The 16,175-nt window shown below is 63.6% G+C and carries 18 protein-coding genes; 8 read left to right on the forward strand and 10 right to left on the reverse strand.

Features of this window, described 5'->3' with window-relative positions; genetic code table 11:
- Nucleotides 1-58 precede the first annotated feature (58 nt).
- Together H7F30_RS08115 and H7F30_RS08120 are read left to right on the forward strand one after the other, a co-directional pair.
- A complete protein-coding gene (locus H7F30_RS08115) occupies nt 59-430 on the forward strand; it encodes a VOC family protein (RefSeq protein WP_187034461.1) in 372 nt (123 codons plus the stop codon).
- A gap of 384 nt (nt 431-814) precedes the next feature.
- A complete protein-coding gene (locus H7F30_RS08120; protein WP_255464710.1) occupies nt 815-1,444 on the forward strand; it encodes a LysE family translocator in 630 nt (209 codons plus the stop codon).
- Between the two features lie 75 nt (nt 1,445-1,519).
- On the opposite strand, the gene H7F30_RS08125 is transcribed toward H7F30_RS08120, so the two are convergent.
- Both H7F30_RS08125 and H7F30_RS08130 read right to left on the reverse strand, forming a co-directional pair.
- Nucleotides 1,520-1,768: a hypothetical protein gene (locus H7F30_RS08125; protein ID WP_187034465.1), complete on the reverse strand. Its 249-nt coding sequence runs from the start codon at nt 1,766-1,768 to the stop codon at nt 1,520-1,522.
- Between the two features lie 129 nt (nt 1,769-1,897).
- Complete coding sequence (locus H7F30_RS08130; protein ID WP_187034467.1) at nt 1,898-3,337, reverse strand: PLP-dependent aminotransferase family protein; 1,440 nt, start codon at nt 3,335-3,337, stop codon at nt 1,898-1,900.
- A gap of 34 nt (nt 3,338-3,371) precedes the next feature.
- On the opposite strand from H7F30_RS08130, the gene H7F30_RS08135 reads away from it, so the two are divergent.
- On the forward strand, nt 3,372-4,238 hold the full coding sequence (locus tag H7F30_RS08135; protein ID WP_222617788.1) for a DMT family transporter: 867 nt from the start codon (nt 3,372-3,374) through the stop codon (nt 4,236-4,238).
- A gap of 222 nt (nt 4,239-4,460) precedes the next feature.
- On the opposite strand, the gene H7F30_RS08140 is transcribed toward H7F30_RS08135, so the two are convergent.
- The gene (locus H7F30_RS08140) at nt 4,461-4,778 is read right to left on the reverse strand and encodes a hypothetical protein (RefSeq protein WP_187034471.1); all 318 of its coding nucleotides are present in this window, start codon (nt 4,776-4,778) and stop codon (nt 4,461-4,463) included.
- 79 nt (nt 4,779-4,857) lie between these two features.
- Entirely contained in the window at nt 4,858-5,466 is a 609-nt protein-coding gene (locus tag H7F30_RS08145) for a CGNR zinc finger domain-containing protein (RefSeq protein ID WP_187034473.1), read from the reverse strand.
- A 75-nt stretch (nt 5,467-5,541) separates the two neighbouring features.
- Here H7F30_RS08145 and H7F30_RS08150 point away from each other — a divergent pair, with 75 nt between their 5' ends.
- Complete coding sequence (locus tag H7F30_RS08150; protein ID WP_255465012.1) at nt 5,542-6,828, forward strand: MFS transporter; 1,287 nt, start codon at nt 5,542-5,544, stop codon at nt 6,826-6,828.
- A gap of 26 nt (nt 6,829-6,854) precedes the next feature.
- Nucleotides 6,855-7,214, forward strand: coding sequence for a VOC family protein (locus tag H7F30_RS08155; RefSeq protein ID WP_187034477.1), 360 nt, complete (start codon nt 6,855-6,857; stop codon nt 7,212-7,214).
- A gap of 364 nt (nt 7,215-7,578) precedes the next feature.
- Here H7F30_RS08155 and H7F30_RS08160 read toward each other — a convergent pair whose 3' ends face one another.
- The 4 genes from H7F30_RS08160 to H7F30_RS08175 form a co-directional block, all read right to left on the reverse strand.
- Nucleotides 7,579-8,340, reverse strand: a complete 762-nt coding sequence (locus H7F30_RS08160; RefSeq protein ID WP_187034479.1) for an SDR family oxidoreductase — start codon at nt 8,338-8,340, stop codon at nt 7,579-7,581.
- 95 nt (nt 8,341-8,435) lie between these two features.
- A complete protein-coding gene (locus H7F30_RS08165; RefSeq protein ID WP_187034481.1) occupies nt 8,436-9,578 on the reverse strand; it encodes an IS30 family transposase in 1,143 nt (380 codons plus the stop codon).
- Between the two features lie 264 nt (nt 9,579-9,842).
- Nucleotides 9,843-10,292: a hypothetical protein gene (locus H7F30_RS08170; RefSeq protein ID WP_187034483.1), complete on the reverse strand. Its 450-nt coding sequence runs from the start codon at nt 10,290-10,292 to the stop codon at nt 9,843-9,845.
- Nucleotides 10,293-10,357: 65 nt separating this feature from the next.
- The gene (locus H7F30_RS08175; protein WP_187034485.1) at nt 10,358-10,675 is read right to left on the reverse strand and encodes a hypothetical protein; all 318 of its coding nucleotides are present in this window, start codon (nt 10,673-10,675) and stop codon (nt 10,358-10,360) included.
- A 120-nt stretch (nt 10,676-10,795) separates the two neighbouring features.
- Between H7F30_RS08175 and H7F30_RS08180 the strand changes: the two genes are divergently transcribed.
- Nucleotides 10,796-11,605, forward strand: coding sequence for a hypothetical protein (locus tag H7F30_RS08180; RefSeq protein ID WP_187034487.1), 810 nt, complete (start codon nt 10,796-10,798; stop codon nt 11,603-11,605).
- Between the two features lie 86 nt (nt 11,606-11,691).
- Nucleotides 11,692-12,291: a D-alanyl-D-alanine carboxypeptidase family protein gene (locus H7F30_RS15135; RefSeq protein WP_370563181.1), complete on the forward strand. Its 600-nt coding sequence runs from the start codon at nt 11,692-11,694 to the stop codon at nt 12,289-12,291.
- 135 nt (nt 12,292-12,426) lie between these two features.
- Here H7F30_RS15135 and H7F30_RS08190 read toward each other — a convergent pair whose 3' ends face one another.
- Nucleotides 12,427-13,320, reverse strand: coding sequence for a serine hydrolase (locus tag H7F30_RS08190; protein ID WP_187034491.1), 894 nt, complete (start codon nt 13,318-13,320; stop codon nt 12,427-12,429).
- Nucleotides 13,313-14,137, reverse strand: coding sequence for a LysR family transcriptional regulator (locus tag H7F30_RS08195; protein WP_187034493.1), 825 nt, complete (start codon nt 14,135-14,137; stop codon nt 13,313-13,315). Before H7F30_RS08195 ends, H7F30_RS08190 begins: the two co-directional genes overlap by 8 nt.
- A gap of 124 nt (nt 14,138-14,261) precedes the next feature.
- On the opposite strand from H7F30_RS08195, the gene H7F30_RS08200 reads away from it, so the two are divergent.
- Nucleotides 14,262-16,157 carry a penicillin-binding transpeptidase domain-containing protein gene (locus H7F30_RS08200; RefSeq protein ID WP_187034495.1) on the forward strand — a complete coding sequence of 632 codons (1,896 nt, stop codon included), beginning with the start codon at nt 14,262-14,264 and terminating at the stop codon, nt 16,155-16,157.
- Nucleotides 16,158-16,175 lie beyond the last annotated feature (18 nt).

A 16,175-nucleotide genomic window follows, 5' to 3' on the forward strand; every position in this document is an offset into this window, starting at 1 on the left:
TGTCTGGTTTGCCTGATCGGATGAAGTCATCTGTTCCGCCCGCTACATAGGAGACCTGATGCCGGCACCCAACCTGTTCATCGTCTACGTCACGGACGTCGCCGTCTCGAGCGCGTTCTACTCAAAACTGTTCGGGATGAACCCACGGTTCACCAGCCCCCGGTTCGTGGAGTTCGAGGTCGCAACTGGGGTGGGGCTTGCCTTGTGGTCTGGCAGGGCCGAATCCCTCACGTCCACGACCGGGCGTACGAGCGAGGTCTGTCTCAACCTCCCCGGAGGCCCCCAGGTCATCGATGGGCAGTACAAGCGCTGGTGCGACCTCGGGGTCACCATCGTCCAGAAACCCCACGACGATGTCTTCGGCCGCACCTTCATCGCCCAGGACCCCGATGGGAACCTGCTGCGCGTAGCTCCCGTCGACCCTGCCTGATCCAGGCGCCTCCAGGAGCCCACCCCGCCGGGGGTGGGTTCCTCTCACGTACGAGGACCCCCTGTCACACCCCAACGCTGGAAGGGGCTCTGGGTTGCGGATCGTCGAGGAAGAGTTCCAGGTGTCTGGCCGTCTTCATCATCGGTTTCGGGCTTCAAATCCGCGGACTACCGACGCAAGCCGGAGTAGGACAAGACCATGGCACTCGTGGGGCTGATCTGACTGCTCCCTCATTCGCACTGATCGTCGCAGGCAACATCCTGGGCTGATCTGCGTGTGGCTCACGCGAACGGTTTCGTGGAGCGTGGGAACCAGCGCCCCTGCCCTAGGGAGAAGACGCCATAGTGTGAGGGCGGCGCCACGAGGGCGTCGCCGGCGGAGAGGATGCTCGTGGTCGACCTGTCCGTACTACCGGGCTTCCTCGGTGTCATTCTGGTGTTTCTCATCCCACCCGGCCCAGACATGGCGTACATGCTCGCGGTCGGACTCGAGGGAGGGCGGAGAGCCGCGCTCAAAGCGATCCTTGGCATCGCTACCGGAATGAGCGTCTACGTCGCCGCAGTCGTTGTTGGCTTGGGTGAGGTCGCCAAAAGTCACCCTGATTTGCTGACCGGCCTGACGCTGCTTGGGGCTGCTTATCTGCTCTGGCTGTCGGTGACTACCGTGCGCCATGCTCGCGAGGTGGCCGCGATCGGCGACGTCGCCGCCGGGCGGTGGTACCTGCGGGGTCTGTCGGTCAGCCTGACGAACCCCAAGATCATCCTGTTCTTCCTCGCCGTCCTCCCGCGTTTCGCCGGCCACGCCACCAACACGACAGCGCAGATGGCCCTGCTCGGCACAGTCAACGTGTGCGCCGAGTTCGTGCTCTACGGCACCATCGGTGCTCTCGCGGGCACTTTTCATGAGCGATTCACTAGCAGTCCGCGAGCTAGCGCCGCGTTGAACTACCTTGCGGCCACGGTCTACGCCGTTCTTGCCTGCGTCATCATCGTCGAAGCCGTCCGACAGGTGTAGCTCAAACGAGGGGTTGTGCACCACGTCGGGCAGTACCTGGCACCGCCGTTTTAGCCGCGCTGCGGTGCCGAGTTGTCAGGCGGCTCGGGCCTTGGCGCGTTGGGCGATGTAGCTCGCCGTCGCGAGAGTGAGGTCAGGGCGAGCTTCACGGATCTGTTTGATCAGCGCCGGCTCGGTCACCTCGGCCAGTGGCTCGGTGGTGATGCTGTCAGCCCACTCAGCTGCAGCTGCTTCGTTCGCGAAGCCCGCCTCATGGATCGCGGTGGTCTTGTCCCTGTGGTCACCGAAGACCTTGTGCTTGAGGTTGGCGAGGTGCTCGCTCATGGGGTTGCTCCTGCCTGGTGGACATCGCTTCCACTTCCACCATGGCCCGGGTCGCTCGGCAATCTGCCATGGCGAACGCCTAGATGCGGCGGCCAGACAGCGAATCATGTGGCTCAAACGAACCTTGAGTTACACCCCTTGCTTCAGTCTGGTGAGCCGTATGAGGCCGCGCTCGAGTTCGGCCTCGTTCGGTGCTGCGACGTAGCTGATTCGGACATGGGAGGGAGTGGAGTGACCGAGGGGGTAGTAGTTGGCTCCAGGCGTGACCGCTACGCCGGCCGTGGTGGCTGCTTGCGCGAAGGAAATGCCGTCATGGGGTGCGGGCGGGGTGAACCAGAGGTGGTACCCACCTGTGGGATGTGAGTGGAGTGCATCGGATCCAAAGTGGCGCGTGAGAATGGCGATGGCGAGGTCGCGTCGGTGGGCCAGTTCTTGCGCCAGAGTGTGTTGGGAGCGTCGCCACCCTGGTGACGTGACGATGTCCACGGCGCTGTATTGCAGAACAGCTGGGACGAGCAGGGAATCGGTCGTCACCGCGTCACGCAGTCGTGCGGTCACGGGTCCGCGGGAAGCGATTGCCGCGATGCGCAGGTTGGGTGAAGTGGGTTTGGTCAGCGACCGTATGTGGATGGTGGTGCCGTCTTCGTCGTCGGCCATGAGAGGCGCGGGGGGTGGGGGCGCGTCGGCGTGCAGGAGGTAGCGCGCGAAGTCGTCCTCGACGATGAATGCGTGGTGCGATCTTGCGATCTCGCGAAGCTGCGTACGACGTGTTGGGCTCATGGTTGCGCCGGTTGGGTTCTGGTACAGGGGCTGGACGACGATGAGTCGGGCGCGGCTGCGCGAGAGTGCTTCGTCGAGGTGGTCTGGCTGTAGCCCTTGCGCATCCATGGGGAGTGGAACGAGCCGCAGACCTGCTGCGTGAGCGGCGGCCAGTGTTCCTGGGTATGTGGGTGATTCCACGATGATCGGATCACCGGGTTGGGTAACCGCGCGCAGCGTGGTGGCGAGGGCGGCTTGGCCACCGGCGGTGATGAGGATGTCGTTCAGTCCTAAGCCGGCGGCGATGTCCTGGGCGAACCAGTCTCGCAAACCGGTAATGCCCCCGATGGGCGGACGATCCCACGCACGGGTTTGCTTCGCCACGCGACTGAGGGTCGTGGTGAGGAGCTCGCTCGGGCGCAGGTTCGGGTGGAGATAGCCGCCGTTGAGATCGACCACGTCTACCGCGGGCTGGATGAGGGTGTCACTCAACGCCCCAGCCCAGTGGCCGCGCTCACCGGGACGGGTGCTCTCGAGGTGGTCGGTCAGTTCCAAAGATGCTTCCTGCCAGGTCGTATCGCCCCCGCTCAAGCTAGGTCGTGGCGTAGCCCGGAAGGCGCCCGACCCGGGGCGCGTTTCCACCAAGCCGCGTTGAACGAGCAGCGTCAGGGCATGCGCGATTGTGGTTGCGCTGGCCGCGTAGCGAGCTACCAGTGTGCGTTGGGGCGGCAGCTTCGCCCCTGGCACGAGCTGCTCGATCTCGGTCGCTAGCTCGTCGGCAATCCGTTGCGCACTGCTACTGTTACTCATGAAGATAGACAATAGCGCTACTGGCATTCGTAGGATGACGACACCTAGAGCGTCTGGGGTTGTCTTGGCGGCCCTGGGGGTGCTCGCATTCTCTTTCAGCTTCCCAGGCACCGTCTGGGCCCTCGACGGGTTCGGTCCATGGACGGCGACCGGGCTGCGAGGGTTGATCGCAGCCGCTCTGGCGGCGTTGGGGCTCACAATTGTGCGTGGCCCCCGACCACAGCGCAAAGACTGGCCGGCCCTTGGGGTTGTTGCAGCCGGGTGTGCTGTGGGGTTTCCACTGTTGACCACCTTGGCGCTGCAGACCTCCACGACGGCGCATTCTGCCGTTGTTATCGGCGCGCTTCCGATGGCCACTGCTTCGATTTCGGCGTGGCGCACCCGTCAGCACCTGCCCGCAGCATTTTGGGCGGCTGCAAGTCTCGGCGCTCTGGCCGTCATCGGGTTTACGCTGACCCAGAACCATGGGCGGGTGGGGCTGGCTGACCTCTACCTGTTTGCCGCATTGCTCGTATGCGCTGCCGGATACGCCGAAGGCGGCAGGCTCTCAAGCCGGATGCCAGGATGGCGCGTCATCGCATGGGGTGTGGTCCTCGCGGCACCGGTCAACCTGGTCGTCAGCGTGTGGGGGATCTCCCGCGAATCAGTGCACCTCAGCGCCACAGCGCTGCTGGGAATGGCGTACATCGCGGGAGTCTCACAGTTTTTCGGCTTCGTGGCTTGGTACCGAGGGATGGGTCTGATCGGGGTTGCCCGAGCCAGCCAAATTCAACTTGCTCAACCCCTACTCACGCTGGTGTGGGCCGTCTTGCTCATGGGAGAACACCTCACCATCGCGGCTGCCATCACAGCCGTGATCGTCCTCGCCTGCATCGTCACCACTCAACGCGCCCGCAACTAAGAGGGGCCGGCAGTGCTGCTGTGGTGTGGTCTGGTTTCGCCGCACTGTCTTCACTGGCGCACGAGTACGACGGGTATGCACTGACGCCGGTGTGGCGCGTGGCACCGTGGTTCTTGCCGGTGACGGCCACTGTTGTGGCCGTCAGGTCCCGGAGGGGGCGCCGGTAGCAAAACTCTTGGCGAGTTCACCCGATCGAGGCACCGAGAGCAGGTCGCCGGGAGGTCACTCCATGAGCCGTCGCAGCATGTCGGCGAGGAGTATGACTGCGTCGGCCGCGATACCGGCGCTGACCCGGTCAGCGCTGGGTGAATGCTTCACCTTGTGCGCCAGGGCTGGAGCCTTCTTCTCGAGCCCGCGTAGCTTTTCGTTCCCCTTACCCCCCGTGCGCCCAACGATATACGCACCGATGCGTAGATCCGTCTTGTCCACAGGCGGAGGTTTCTCACCCGCATCCCAGTGCTTGGTGGGGTCGAAGACCGTGGCGCTCAGCGCTTCAAGGACTGCAACGCAGCGGTTGCCGCAGTCGCGATAGTCCTGCATGACGGTGGCGGTGCGAAACCGCTGGCGCAGCTCAGCGATCTCGGCATCGACCCTAAAGGTTTTTGCACCGATCGGCTGGTCAAGGCGTGTTGGGATCTGACTGCGATCTCTTCGCCTTCTGCCGCGCGTAGTAGGCGCGCGAACGGTTGCGGTCACCGCAGTCGGCCGTGACGCACCACCGGCGGTTGCCCCGCGGTGAGGTGTCGAGGTAGACCCATCCGCAGGCTTCGTCTTCGCATTGGTGCAGGCGGTCGAGGTCATCGCGCGCCATGAACTCGATCAGTGCGATCGCGATGCGATGGCGCACCGTGGCGAGGGTGAGTTCGGTCGGCTGCCAAGACCACCGGGCGCCGCCGTGGGTAAGGCTGGCGTACTGGACGGCTTCGCGATACGCGGTGGCAAGATCGTCCGCAGCACCTTGGTCACCTCGGAAGATCGCTAGGTAGGCGTTCTCGCGTAGAGCGATGACGCGCTGCCGCTCGGCCTCGGCCGCACCTGCATCGTCACGAGCGAGTCGATCAGCCTGGGCGTATTCACTTTCGTTGAGGAAACCCGACTCGAGCCCCCACTGGGCTACGTGGATATAGGTGAGGAGATCCTCTTCGCGTTCGGTGGCGCTCAGGCGCCACTCGACGGTGTTGATCAGATCTAACACGGGCACGCCGGCAATGTGACTGAACTGGGCCATACCTCTCCTCACGGACAAACAGAGTCTTGCACGTGGGACAAGACTCAGACAGAATCTTCACAAGTGATCGGCTTAATGACTGTGAGGAATCTCGTGGACCCCAGCATCAGGTTGTTGCGTACGAATCGCTCCTACCGGCGTTACTGGGTTGGCCAGTCCATCAGTGTCACGGGCAGTCAGGTGACCGTCATGGCTCTGCCCCTCGTGAGTGCCGTTGCTCTGCACGCGGGGCCGCGCCAGGTTGGGATGGTTGCCACTGCTGCGACGCTGCCGTACCTTCTGTTCTCCCTCGTAGCCGGCCACGTTCTCGAAGGGCGCTCGAAGCGCGCGGTGATGATCGCGGCCGACCTGACCCAAGCGGCCGTCTTGGGACTCGTTCCCATCGCGTGGGCGGGCGGGTTCTTGAACGTGCCGCTCCTGGTCGCCGTCGCATTCATCTCGGGCGTCGCATCGCTGTGCTTCGGCGTCGTCGGGTTCTCCTACGTCCCCGACCTCGTCGACGACGACGATCTAGCTGCGGCCAACCGCGCACTCCAAGGCAGTCGAACAACAGCCGAAGTCGCGGGCCCTGGTCTCGCGGGCGCCCTGGTCGGCGCGCTAGGCGCCCCATTAGCCATCGCTGTCGATGCGATCAGCTATTTCGCCTCAGCTGCCGGCATCTCTGGGAGCCATCCACGGCGCACGGCGAATGCCACGTCAAAGGGAGGTGCGACTCGAATGAAAGACGAAACTGCCCGTTCCGACCTCACGAGTGGCCTCACGCTGCTGTTCAAGAACCCCTTCCTGCGCTCCCTCACCCTCCACGCTGCGTTGTATAACCTCGCCGAAGAAGTGTTCCTGCTCAATCTGGTTCTTTGGGCTGTCCAACACCAGCACCTCTCGCCAACGGCGTACGGCGTGGCCCTCGCCGGCGCGGGCGTTGGCGGACTTATCGGGACCGCGACAGCGCTGCGCGTCTCCGAGCGCGTTGGATTGGGTCGTGCCTTTGTTCTGTCCCTCGTCCTGTCCTGCGGCACACCTGTCCTGGCAGTCATGGTCGACACGACGGGCGCCACGTTGGCTGCCGCCATCGGTGTCGTCATGCTCATCGCGGGCATCGGCCTGGGCAACGCCAACGTCTACTCTCTGACCCTGCGCCAGAGCGCCATTCCCCGTGAGCAGCTCACCCGCTCGGCCGGGGCCTACACCCAGGTCATGTATGGCTCCATCCCGCTGGGGGGAATCCTTGCTGGCGCCCTCGGCAGCGCTCTGGGCGTGCGATGGGCGGCCGCCACCGGCGCGCTGCTGCTCATCGCATCGATCATCCCGATGTGCACTCGCCGCATCTGGGCACTTCCGACGCCCGCGGACGCGGCGAACTGAAATCCCCCTCACCTAAGGAGACGTGTATGTCCTTACGTCTTTCCCACACCACGTGGGACGCGCTCGACCCCTACACGACAGCTCAGTTCTGGAAACAGCTGCTGAGCTGGGACATCGAAGAACCGGACCTGTTCAAACCGGGCTCGGACGAGTGCTACCTCACCAGCCCCGACGGGTACACCATCCTGTTCTTCAAGGTTCCTGATGCCAAGAAGGTGAAGAACCGCGCACACATGGATCTCGTGCCGGACGGCTCCAGTCGCGACGAACAGGTCGAGCGCGCCCTGTGCCTCGGCGCCACTATGGCCGACGACCGACGCCACGACTTGGGCTGGGCTGTCATGGCCGACCCAGAAGGCAACGAGTTCTGCATCCTCGCCGGCTAAGCCCCTAACGGCGACAAGTTTTGCCCGACGCGGGCTGGCCGCCGAGCACGACCAGCTGCGGGGTGGAACTTGGACGCATCTCGCTCAACGCGCCCGGGGCGATGTGTGCCCTGAAGATCGCCTCGAGGTCTGCGTCGGGCAGCTGGTAGGCATAGCTCACGATTGGTCGATCCGTACGCGCAGCTGCGCGTGCAGATCACGCAGTGAAGCGCCCTGGGTTTCGTTCCGCGCTTATGTGGTGACGAGGTTTCTCGTCTGGTCTTGATCAGAGGCTGCTTCGACTGGAAGCGCGGGCAGCGGTGATTCTTGCTGCGACGCTCGTCCAGTGGTTCACCTCTGGCGTGGTCGTCGCGGTGTCTGGCAGCTAGCTCACTCCGAAGCCGCCATTGCTCTGTAGCACTTGCCCGGTAACCCAGCCACCCTGCTCAGACAGGAGGAATGCGACGAGGTTAGCCGTGTCTTCGGGGTTGCCGAGGCGTCCAGCCGGGGTCATGGCTGTGAGGTGGTCGCGAGTCTGTGAATCCATCCAGCCTGTGTCGATCGGTCCCGGATTGATTGCGTTCGCGCGCACGCCGAGCGATGCAAGTTCGATCGATGCTGCCGTCACGAGACGATCCAACGCGCCCTTGCTGGTTCCGTAGGGCAGGTTGAATGCGGAGTGATCGCTCGTCAGCGCGACGATACGCGCAGAATTGCTGTCCTTGACCTGGGCAGAAAGTGTCTCAGCGAACGCTTTGATCAGAAGCCATGCCGCACGAGCGTTGACGGCGTAGTGGCGATCCCAGCTCTCCACCGTGGTGTCCAAGATCGAGCTTTCCACACCTTCAGAGTGAGACAACACCAGGGCCGTGAGAGTGCCGTGCTCGTTGGCGCGTTCGACGAGTTGCTGGGGCACAGCAGGGTCGGCCAGATCGGCAGGCAGCAGGGTGACTGTTGCTCCGCGCGTCCTGCACTCCGCAGCAATGGCTTCAACGTCATCGGGGCTCGGGGGGAGACCAACACGCTCTTCATAGCCTGGAAGGTGGGCGAGAGCTAGGTCCCACCCGTCGCTGGCAAGGCGAGTCGCTATGGCTGCGCCTAGGCCGGATCGGCGGCCTACCCCCGTGATCAGTGCGGTTGGACGCATACGACAAAACCTCTCTCGTGGGGTCGCCCTGGCGAGGACGCAGCTGCCTGAGCAACATAGGCACCTTGAGCGGTGTAGCTCAAACGAAGGCGGATTCAACCGGTCAACGCACCATTGATGGTGTTCAGGCTATCGGTGAAGGCGTCGTGGGATGAGGCCCAGCCGAGGACCTTGCGGGGCCGTTCGTTGATGCGCGTCGCGATGGTGTCGAGGTCGGTCTGGGTGAAGGAGCGTAGGTCGGCGTTCTTCGCGAGGTACTGACGCAGCAACCGGTTCGTGTTTTCGTTCGTGCCGCGCTGCCATGGCGAACGGGCGTCACAGAAGAACACTTGCATGCCCAGGGCGTGCGTCACCTGGTCGTGGAAGGCCATTTCCCTGCCGCGATCCCACGTCAACGACCGACGAAACTGCGGCGGCACTTCGGCGAAATTCTCGATGAGAGCGTCCCTGACGGCGTCAGCCTTATACCCGTCGGGCAGGGCGACGACGCGCACCAGGCGGGTGGAGCGTTCGACGAGGGTGGCCACGGCGGACGGGCGCTGGCCCATGATGAGGTCACCTTCCCAATGGCCGACTTCGGCCCGGTCTTCGACGCTGGCGGGTCGATCGTGAATGGATGCCATGTTCCGCAACACGCCGCGGCGTTGTCGGGGCTTCGCGACGCGCGCATGGCGCAGGGATCGCCCTGATCGCAGGAGGCTTCCCTGTCGTGGCGCACGGATCTGGCCGGTGTACAGGGCGTGGTAGATCGACTCGTGCGACAACGAATCCTGCTGTTCGCGCCGTAGCCAGTGGGCGATCTGGGTGGGTGACCAACCCCGTTCCAGCTTCGCCGCGACTAGGCTCGACAGCGCCTGATCGCGGTGGAGGCGTGAGGGTTTCGGGCGGCGCGCGTTGCGCCACGCGCCCGCGTCAGCGATGGCCGCGCGATAGGTGCCGGGGCCGCCGTGGCGGGCGACTTCGCGGCTGATACTCGTGTGATGCCGTCCCAGCCGAGCGGCGATGACACGGCACGATAAGCCGGCAGCGAGGCCGCGGGAGATCTCTTCACGTTCACTCAGCGACAGGTGCCGCCGGTTCCGGGCACGCGGCGGCGGCTTCACTCCGCCATGGCGGCGCAACAGCGTCCGGACTGGGGTATGGCTGACGCCGATCGTGCGGGCGATGAGCCTGATCGACTCACCCTTCGCCCACAACGCCCAGACGTTCTCCTGCTGCTCGTTCGACAACCCGGCCATGACACCCACGATCCCCTATCGGTGGTGGTGCGTTGACCGGTTGAACTCGCCAAGTTTTTTGCAACAGCCGAGTACTGCGGCTGACCGATCGGTGTAGAGCCGCCGGCCCTAGCGCTCGAGTATGCCAATAGGGCCACCCCTAGATTCCGCATCTCCGAAAGTGTGCGTCTGAGGGTGTGAGTGCCAACGGTAATTGGCGCGGTTCTTGCAGTGCAGTATGACGGGGCTGCCTTCGACGGGGTGCCGCAGCAACGACCGTTTCAGCTACCTCTCCGCCTTCGTCGCCTCGACGCGCGCTTGGAGGCGACGAACACCGTCACGGATCATCGCGCCGTATCCCTGCTCGGGTAGTAGTGCGACAGACTGCTGTGCGCGTGCAACCTGATCTTTGGCGTCTTGGATGCGCCCAGCGCGCAGGTAATCGTCACCGAGGTTGAGGTGCAGGCTCGGAGCGAAGCCCGCTGTCGAGGAAACTCCGATGGCTGCGAGGTCATCGTCGCGGAGGTGTGCGAACTCTGTCAGGGCTTGTTCGTCCCAGCGGGTCTCACTCTCAAGATCCTCCTGCTGGTCGGCCAGGTAGTGCGCCAGCACGCACCGTTGGGCATGGTCTTGTTCGACCATCTCATCCCAGCACTTTTCGAGAGCCGCCTTAGCTGTCTCGCTCCGACCGTTGACCGCTTGACCGACTGCTTCGAGGACAGGTTCCCAGTTCATGCCTCCACGTTAGACGTGAGGGCGGACACGCCCAGGGGTGCTTGTAACTCAAACGAAGATTCTTGCTAGCGCATGGCCGAGCGCGCGAACGACAGCATCGCGAGGTCCTGCGTTTCCTTGAAGTACGCGATCATGCGGCCCTTGTAGAACAGGTTGTCGAGGGTGTCGTGCAGCGACTCTGCGTCGGGGCGTCGGTGGTAGACGGCTTCGTACTCGGGGGTTCCTTTCGGGAAGGGCTGGAGGTGTTCGGGCAGGTTGAACTTGGCGGTGACGTCTTCGAGGGTTTGGTCGAGCCGTTCGCGGTGGAGGAGGCCGCTGGGCAGGGCGTAATCCGCGTACCAGCGGAAGGTGGCGTCAGCGCGCTTATGATCGGAACCAGGCAAGATCACATGCCGCCGCGCATGCACGGAACGAACGTAGGGCGCGGAGGGTGGGGGCACGCGTTTTCAGAGACACCGTGGCCGGTGTCAGTGGGGCCACCGCCATCCACTCAGGAGGTCTGCATGGCGGTAACCGCAAGGCGGGCAGCAGCATGTGCCCTTACGTTGGCGCTGGCCGCCGGCTGCTCGTCCCAATCCGGCGACCAGCGCGTAGTCAGCCAGCGGTTGCTCAAAGACTTGACAGGTCAGGGCGGCGGCGTCGCCGGGTGGGCTACGGCTGACTTGAAGAAACTCTCCACGCCGAGCCAGCAAGTCCGCGAGACGCTGAAGAACAGCAACACTGTCTATCGGGTGATCGAGGTCACCCCCGACGCGGCCCTACTCGCCTTCTGGCGCACTGCGCCGCCCGGACCAGAGCCCTTCAGTCGCAACAAGGTCGCGCTGGGCAGGACATGTGTGCGTGTCCAGAAGACCAATGGCGAACCCACCGTCGTCGCAGCGGACTGCCCAGGCGAGCTGGCCGATGAAATACCTTCGAGTGACATCGGCGTATGGGGGCGGGACGCCGAGGCTGTGGAAGTCTGCGCGATAGTTGCCGCTGCAATATCGGACGAAGTACGGTGGACACTTTTCCGCAACGACGATGCCACAGAACCCCGCACACAGGTCCGCAACACAGGCTCGATCACTGCCGCCATCGAGAAAGCTAATCTGCCCTCTCCTCAGGGACCGACGTCAGCAAAGATCACTGTCGAGCGCGTTCAGAGGGTCGGGTCGATAGTCACGGTCCATGTCCGGGTTGACGGTACGGCTATCGATGCCACCGACACTGCTCGAACCGTCACGGCGATCCGGCGATATATCGTTCGCGCTGACCTCTCTATCCACTCGGCCAACGGTCATCAGAATTGGGTGCCTGTCAGCGAAGAGTAACCACCACCCGCACACGCCCCCGGCGCCCCACTCTTAACTTACTCGGAGAGTTGATCGTGAAATCCCTTGCTCAACGATTCATAGGGATGCCCCTGTGCTTAACTTCCGGAGTATTCACCCTGGGCGCGTGTCACACTGCGCCACCAGGGTCCCCACCAACCACCACTCCCTGGGCCACGTCCCATGTCACCGCGCCCAGCTCTCCGTCACCCCGTGAAAAGTCAACCCCGACACGCACACCAGCGTCCGCCGCACCCGGCTTCACATCCGAACTACGCTCAGCTTGGGCGAGAGCCTCACAGGATGCGCAGGCGGAGGGGTTCACCCTGCGGATCACTTCTGGCTATCGCACTTTTAATCAGCAGCAGAGCCTCTGGCAGGAGGCCATCAAGAGATACGGGAGTCCCGAGCGGGCTGCGGCTTGGGTTTTACCGCCTGCCAAGTCGCAGCATGTGCAAGGGATCGCCGTCGACGTCGATCACGCCACAGCTCAGTGGCTCAACATCCACGGGGCGCGTTACAAACTCTGCCAGTCCTATCTAAACGAGTGGTGGCACTTCGCCTACCGGAGCGACGCCGGAAGGACATGCCCCGTCCCGCAATCCAACGCGCTAACCTCGTCAAAATTCAATTCCACGCAAAGTCCGGGGCCTGCGAGATCAGGCACGAAAGATCGACGCGAGTGACACCTCAACGGGGATGTCAGCGCGGTCGCCTCTCCTGCCTGAGAAGAGAGCGTTGTACGTACCGGAATCCGGCTGCTACAGGCTGCGGGAGAATCCCACGTACAGGCCTGCCCGGTACTACGCACGCAAATCAGGCTATCCGCACGCCGGGCGTCGTAGGTGAGACACGGCCAGATGCGCAAGTTCTCCGATGGCTCGGTCAATGCGCGGTTGATGCACTTCGGGTCGCCATGCGCGCGTCATGATCGCCACTGCGACAGGGAGCTCGAACGGGTACTCAACCACCGCCATTTCATGCCTCAAGTGCCCGAGGCTTCCTGTCTTCCCTGCAACTAAAACGTCGTCGTGCGGGAACCCTGAGCCGATGCGGTGACGCCAGGCCTGCTGTGCCATGGCTTCACGCAGCAATTGATAGGACGGAAGAGTCCACACTTGCGCCAGCACAGCCGTGAGCGACCGCGCCGTGGCGGAGCCCGCAAGTGCCGGGTCGTACTCACTCGTTGCGACGTCACGATCAAAGGCAGCTAACTCGCTGAGGGCTGCATCTGGCGAATCTGCACCGAACTCGTTCATGATCCGGGTCAGGCTAGCCATGCTGCCACGGCGCACGACAACCAGGCCCAAGGACCGCTCGCGCAGCCAATCATTCACCCGCTCAATGCCAACCACGTCCAAGAGCGCGTCCGCGCAAGTGTTATCAGAGACATTGATGGCAAGTCTCGCGGCATCACGCTGGGAAAGAACCACATCGTCGACCAGCGTGGCCACCCCTGTGGGCCCCGCGAATCGGTCGCGACCTGCAAGGTGAAGGCACTCACGTGGGTCAACTTCCCCACTCGCAACGAGATCGCACCAGGCCGCGAGCAAGGGGACCTTGTACAAGGAGGCCATGGGGGTCGCCACGTCGCTGAACAGACCCACACTCACGGCGTCACCCCTCCCGTCAAGCACTCGGGCGTGTAGACGCAAGTCGATCCCCGCGTCGTCGGCGATGGCCTGCAGTCTGGCCGTGATGCCGTGCTCACTCATCGTTCCAACGATCCAACACAGCGACGAGCGGTTTACAGTCCACGCCGGCTCGCCTTCTCGCATCAAGTGGGATCAACACCCTGTACGTCGCTGGGATCACGAAGTCCCTGCCAGGCGCTGATGCATGGGGACGGAGGTGCAATTCCGGAGTCACAGCTCGCCCCGTGGCAAGCCAGGCTCGTCGCGAGGCTTCGTCGTCCACCATCAGGATCTCGCCGCAGAAACCTCGTCGGTGCAGGGCATCGATAAGTTGGTCGTGCGCCGGGGGGTGGTCATTGCGCGGGGGGAGAACGATGAGCGCCTCAGGATCGCGCAGGACTGAAGCCGGGAAGATCCAGTGTCCCAGGAGCAGACGGGGATCAGCGTTGAGACCGTCCGTTGACCCCGGATGGCGCACGATTGCCATGTCGATTTCGCCTGTTCGAAGGCGATCGACCAAATCGACGCTATTGGCAAGAATCGGGTGAATCGGCATTTCTTCACTCAGCAGTGAGACCCACCCTTGGATGTGCAAGCCAAGGTCACGAGCAAAGCCGACCCGCGCAACGAGACGCGATTCCCAGGCTCGTCCCGCCAGCTCGAAATCAGCGGCGTCCTTGAGTAGCTGGCGTGCGCCCGGCAGGAGGTCCCTCCCCGCCTCGGTCAGGTTCACACTCCGAGCATTCCGGTCGAACAGGCGCACACCCAAGTGGCGTTCGAGCCGCTTGATCCCAGCCGACAAGGGTGGTTGAGCGATGCCGAGGCTGTCAGCGGCGTGGCCAAAGTGCCGATGATCGGAGACAGCCACGTAGAAGGCCACATGCCGCAAAAAGTCCACACCCCCAGGATACCGAAAGAGTATCAATAGAGCGCTCCGAGACTCTTTGACGAATCGTTCAGCCGTTCGCGAGGCTGTCTCTGAGAAGTCCCCCTCCTATTCCCACTGGCACGAAGGAGCACTGATGATCACGCGGCGCACTGTCTTGACAGCCTTGGCGGCTGGAGTCACAGCCACAGCCGCAGCTGGTTGCCTCGGCGACTCCGCGGACTCCCCCGAGGGAGCAGGGCGTCTCATCGCACGCAACCTGAAGGCAGGAACGCCAAGCAAGGGTCCCATCACGGGGGCCGCCAGTGACGAAGCCTTCGCCCAGATCACCAAGGGCCTAGGGCAGCGCCCTTCCGTTTCCCTCGTATCAATCAGCAGCTCTGCTAACCAGGGGGCGCAGATCGCACACCTTCGATACACCTGGGACCTGGGCTCAGATGAGAAGTGGGAGTACGAAGTTGAGGCCCCGCTAGTGAAAGCAGGTGAGCGCTGGACGACCCAGTGGGCGCCAACTCTCGTCCATCCTGACCTGGCAGCTGACGATGAGCTTCACCTCTCCACAGGTACCGGCAACCGCGGGGAAATTCTCGACCGTGACGGCCAAGCATTGGTGACCGGTCGCCCTGTCGCCGTCATCGGGATTGATAAGGGAACTATCGACGAAGCCCGCATCGACTCTTCGGCGCGCGCACTCGCCCGCGCCCTTGGTTTGGCCCCGGACGCATACGCCAAGACCGTCGCCGCGTACGGCCCCAAGGCGTTCGTCGAGGCCCTCACCCTTCGCAGCGACGACCTGACTGACGACAAAAAGCGCAAGGTGATGGCCGTTCCCGGAGCCCGTGTACTTGACGAACAACGTGATCTGGCGCCCACGAAGGAGTTTGCCCGCGCGGTTCTTGGCACCGTCGCCCCAGTAACCGCCGAACAGATCAAGGCCAGCAAGGGCCGCCTGAAAGCTGGAGACACGTCCGGCACCGGAGGACTCCAGGAGCAGTACGATGCCCAGCTCCGCGGCCGCAGGGTCACAGCGATCCGCGCGATTCCGAACGGCAGCGACGCGGGCAGCACGACACGTCTCTTGTACAAGACACGCGAGGTTGATGGCCGCGCCCTGCGCACCACTTTGAGCTTGGACCTTCAAACACGCGCCGAAGAGCTGCTAGCGAGACATAAGGACAAGCCCAGCGCCCTCGTCGCGATCCAACCGTCAACGGGGGAACTTGTGGCTGTCGCTTCTGGCCCAGGATCAAAGGGGTACGACACGGCGAGGATGGGGCGATACGCGCCTGGCTCCACTTTCAAGATCGTGAGTTCGCTCGCGTTGCTTCGTGCAGGCCAGAGTGTCGATGGGATGGTCAACTGCACCCCGACGATCCAGGCGAACGGACGCAGTTACCACAACTTCCCTGACTACCCCGCCGACAAGCTCGGCGAGGTGCCATTCAAGACAGCACTGGCCAACTCGTGCAATACCGTCATGATTCGAGGAGCCGCGCAAGCCTCCGCTTCTGATCTTGCAACCGCCGCCGAGAGCTTAGGGATGACACAACCTCTCGGCGGCTTGGGCTACTCAGGTGCAGTACCGGCCGAGGACTCCGGGGCCGAGCACGACGCCAGCATGATCGGACAAGGACGACTCCTCGCATCCCCCCTGGGCATGGCCACGGTCATGGCATCAGTCGCTGCGAGCCATCGAATAACCCCAGTGCTCGTGTCCCAAGACAAACCCAAGCCCCCAGCCCCCGCGAAACCGCTCACCGACAGCGAAGCACAAGCCCTACGCACGCTCACGAGCGCCGTGGTCACCGAAGGAGGCGGACGCATACTGAAGGATATTGGCGGCCCGCCGGCACTGGCAAAGACCGGCACAGCTGAATACGGCACCGCGAACCCACCAAGCGTTCACTCATGGATGGTTGCCGCCCAAGGCGACATTGCGGTAGCCGTTCTCATTGAAGACGGTGGCTACGGAGCTGTCACGTGCGGCCCCGTTGTCCGCGACTTCCTGCTCAGCGCAAACCTGAGCGACTGATCGCGTCGGGCGTTCGCG

Source organism: Dermacoccus sp. PAMC28757 (assembly GCF_014302635.1).
In the GTDB taxonomy this organism is placed as follows: Bacteria; Actinomycetota; Actinomycetes; order Actinomycetales; family Dermatophilaceae; genus Dermacoccus; species Dermacoccus abyssi.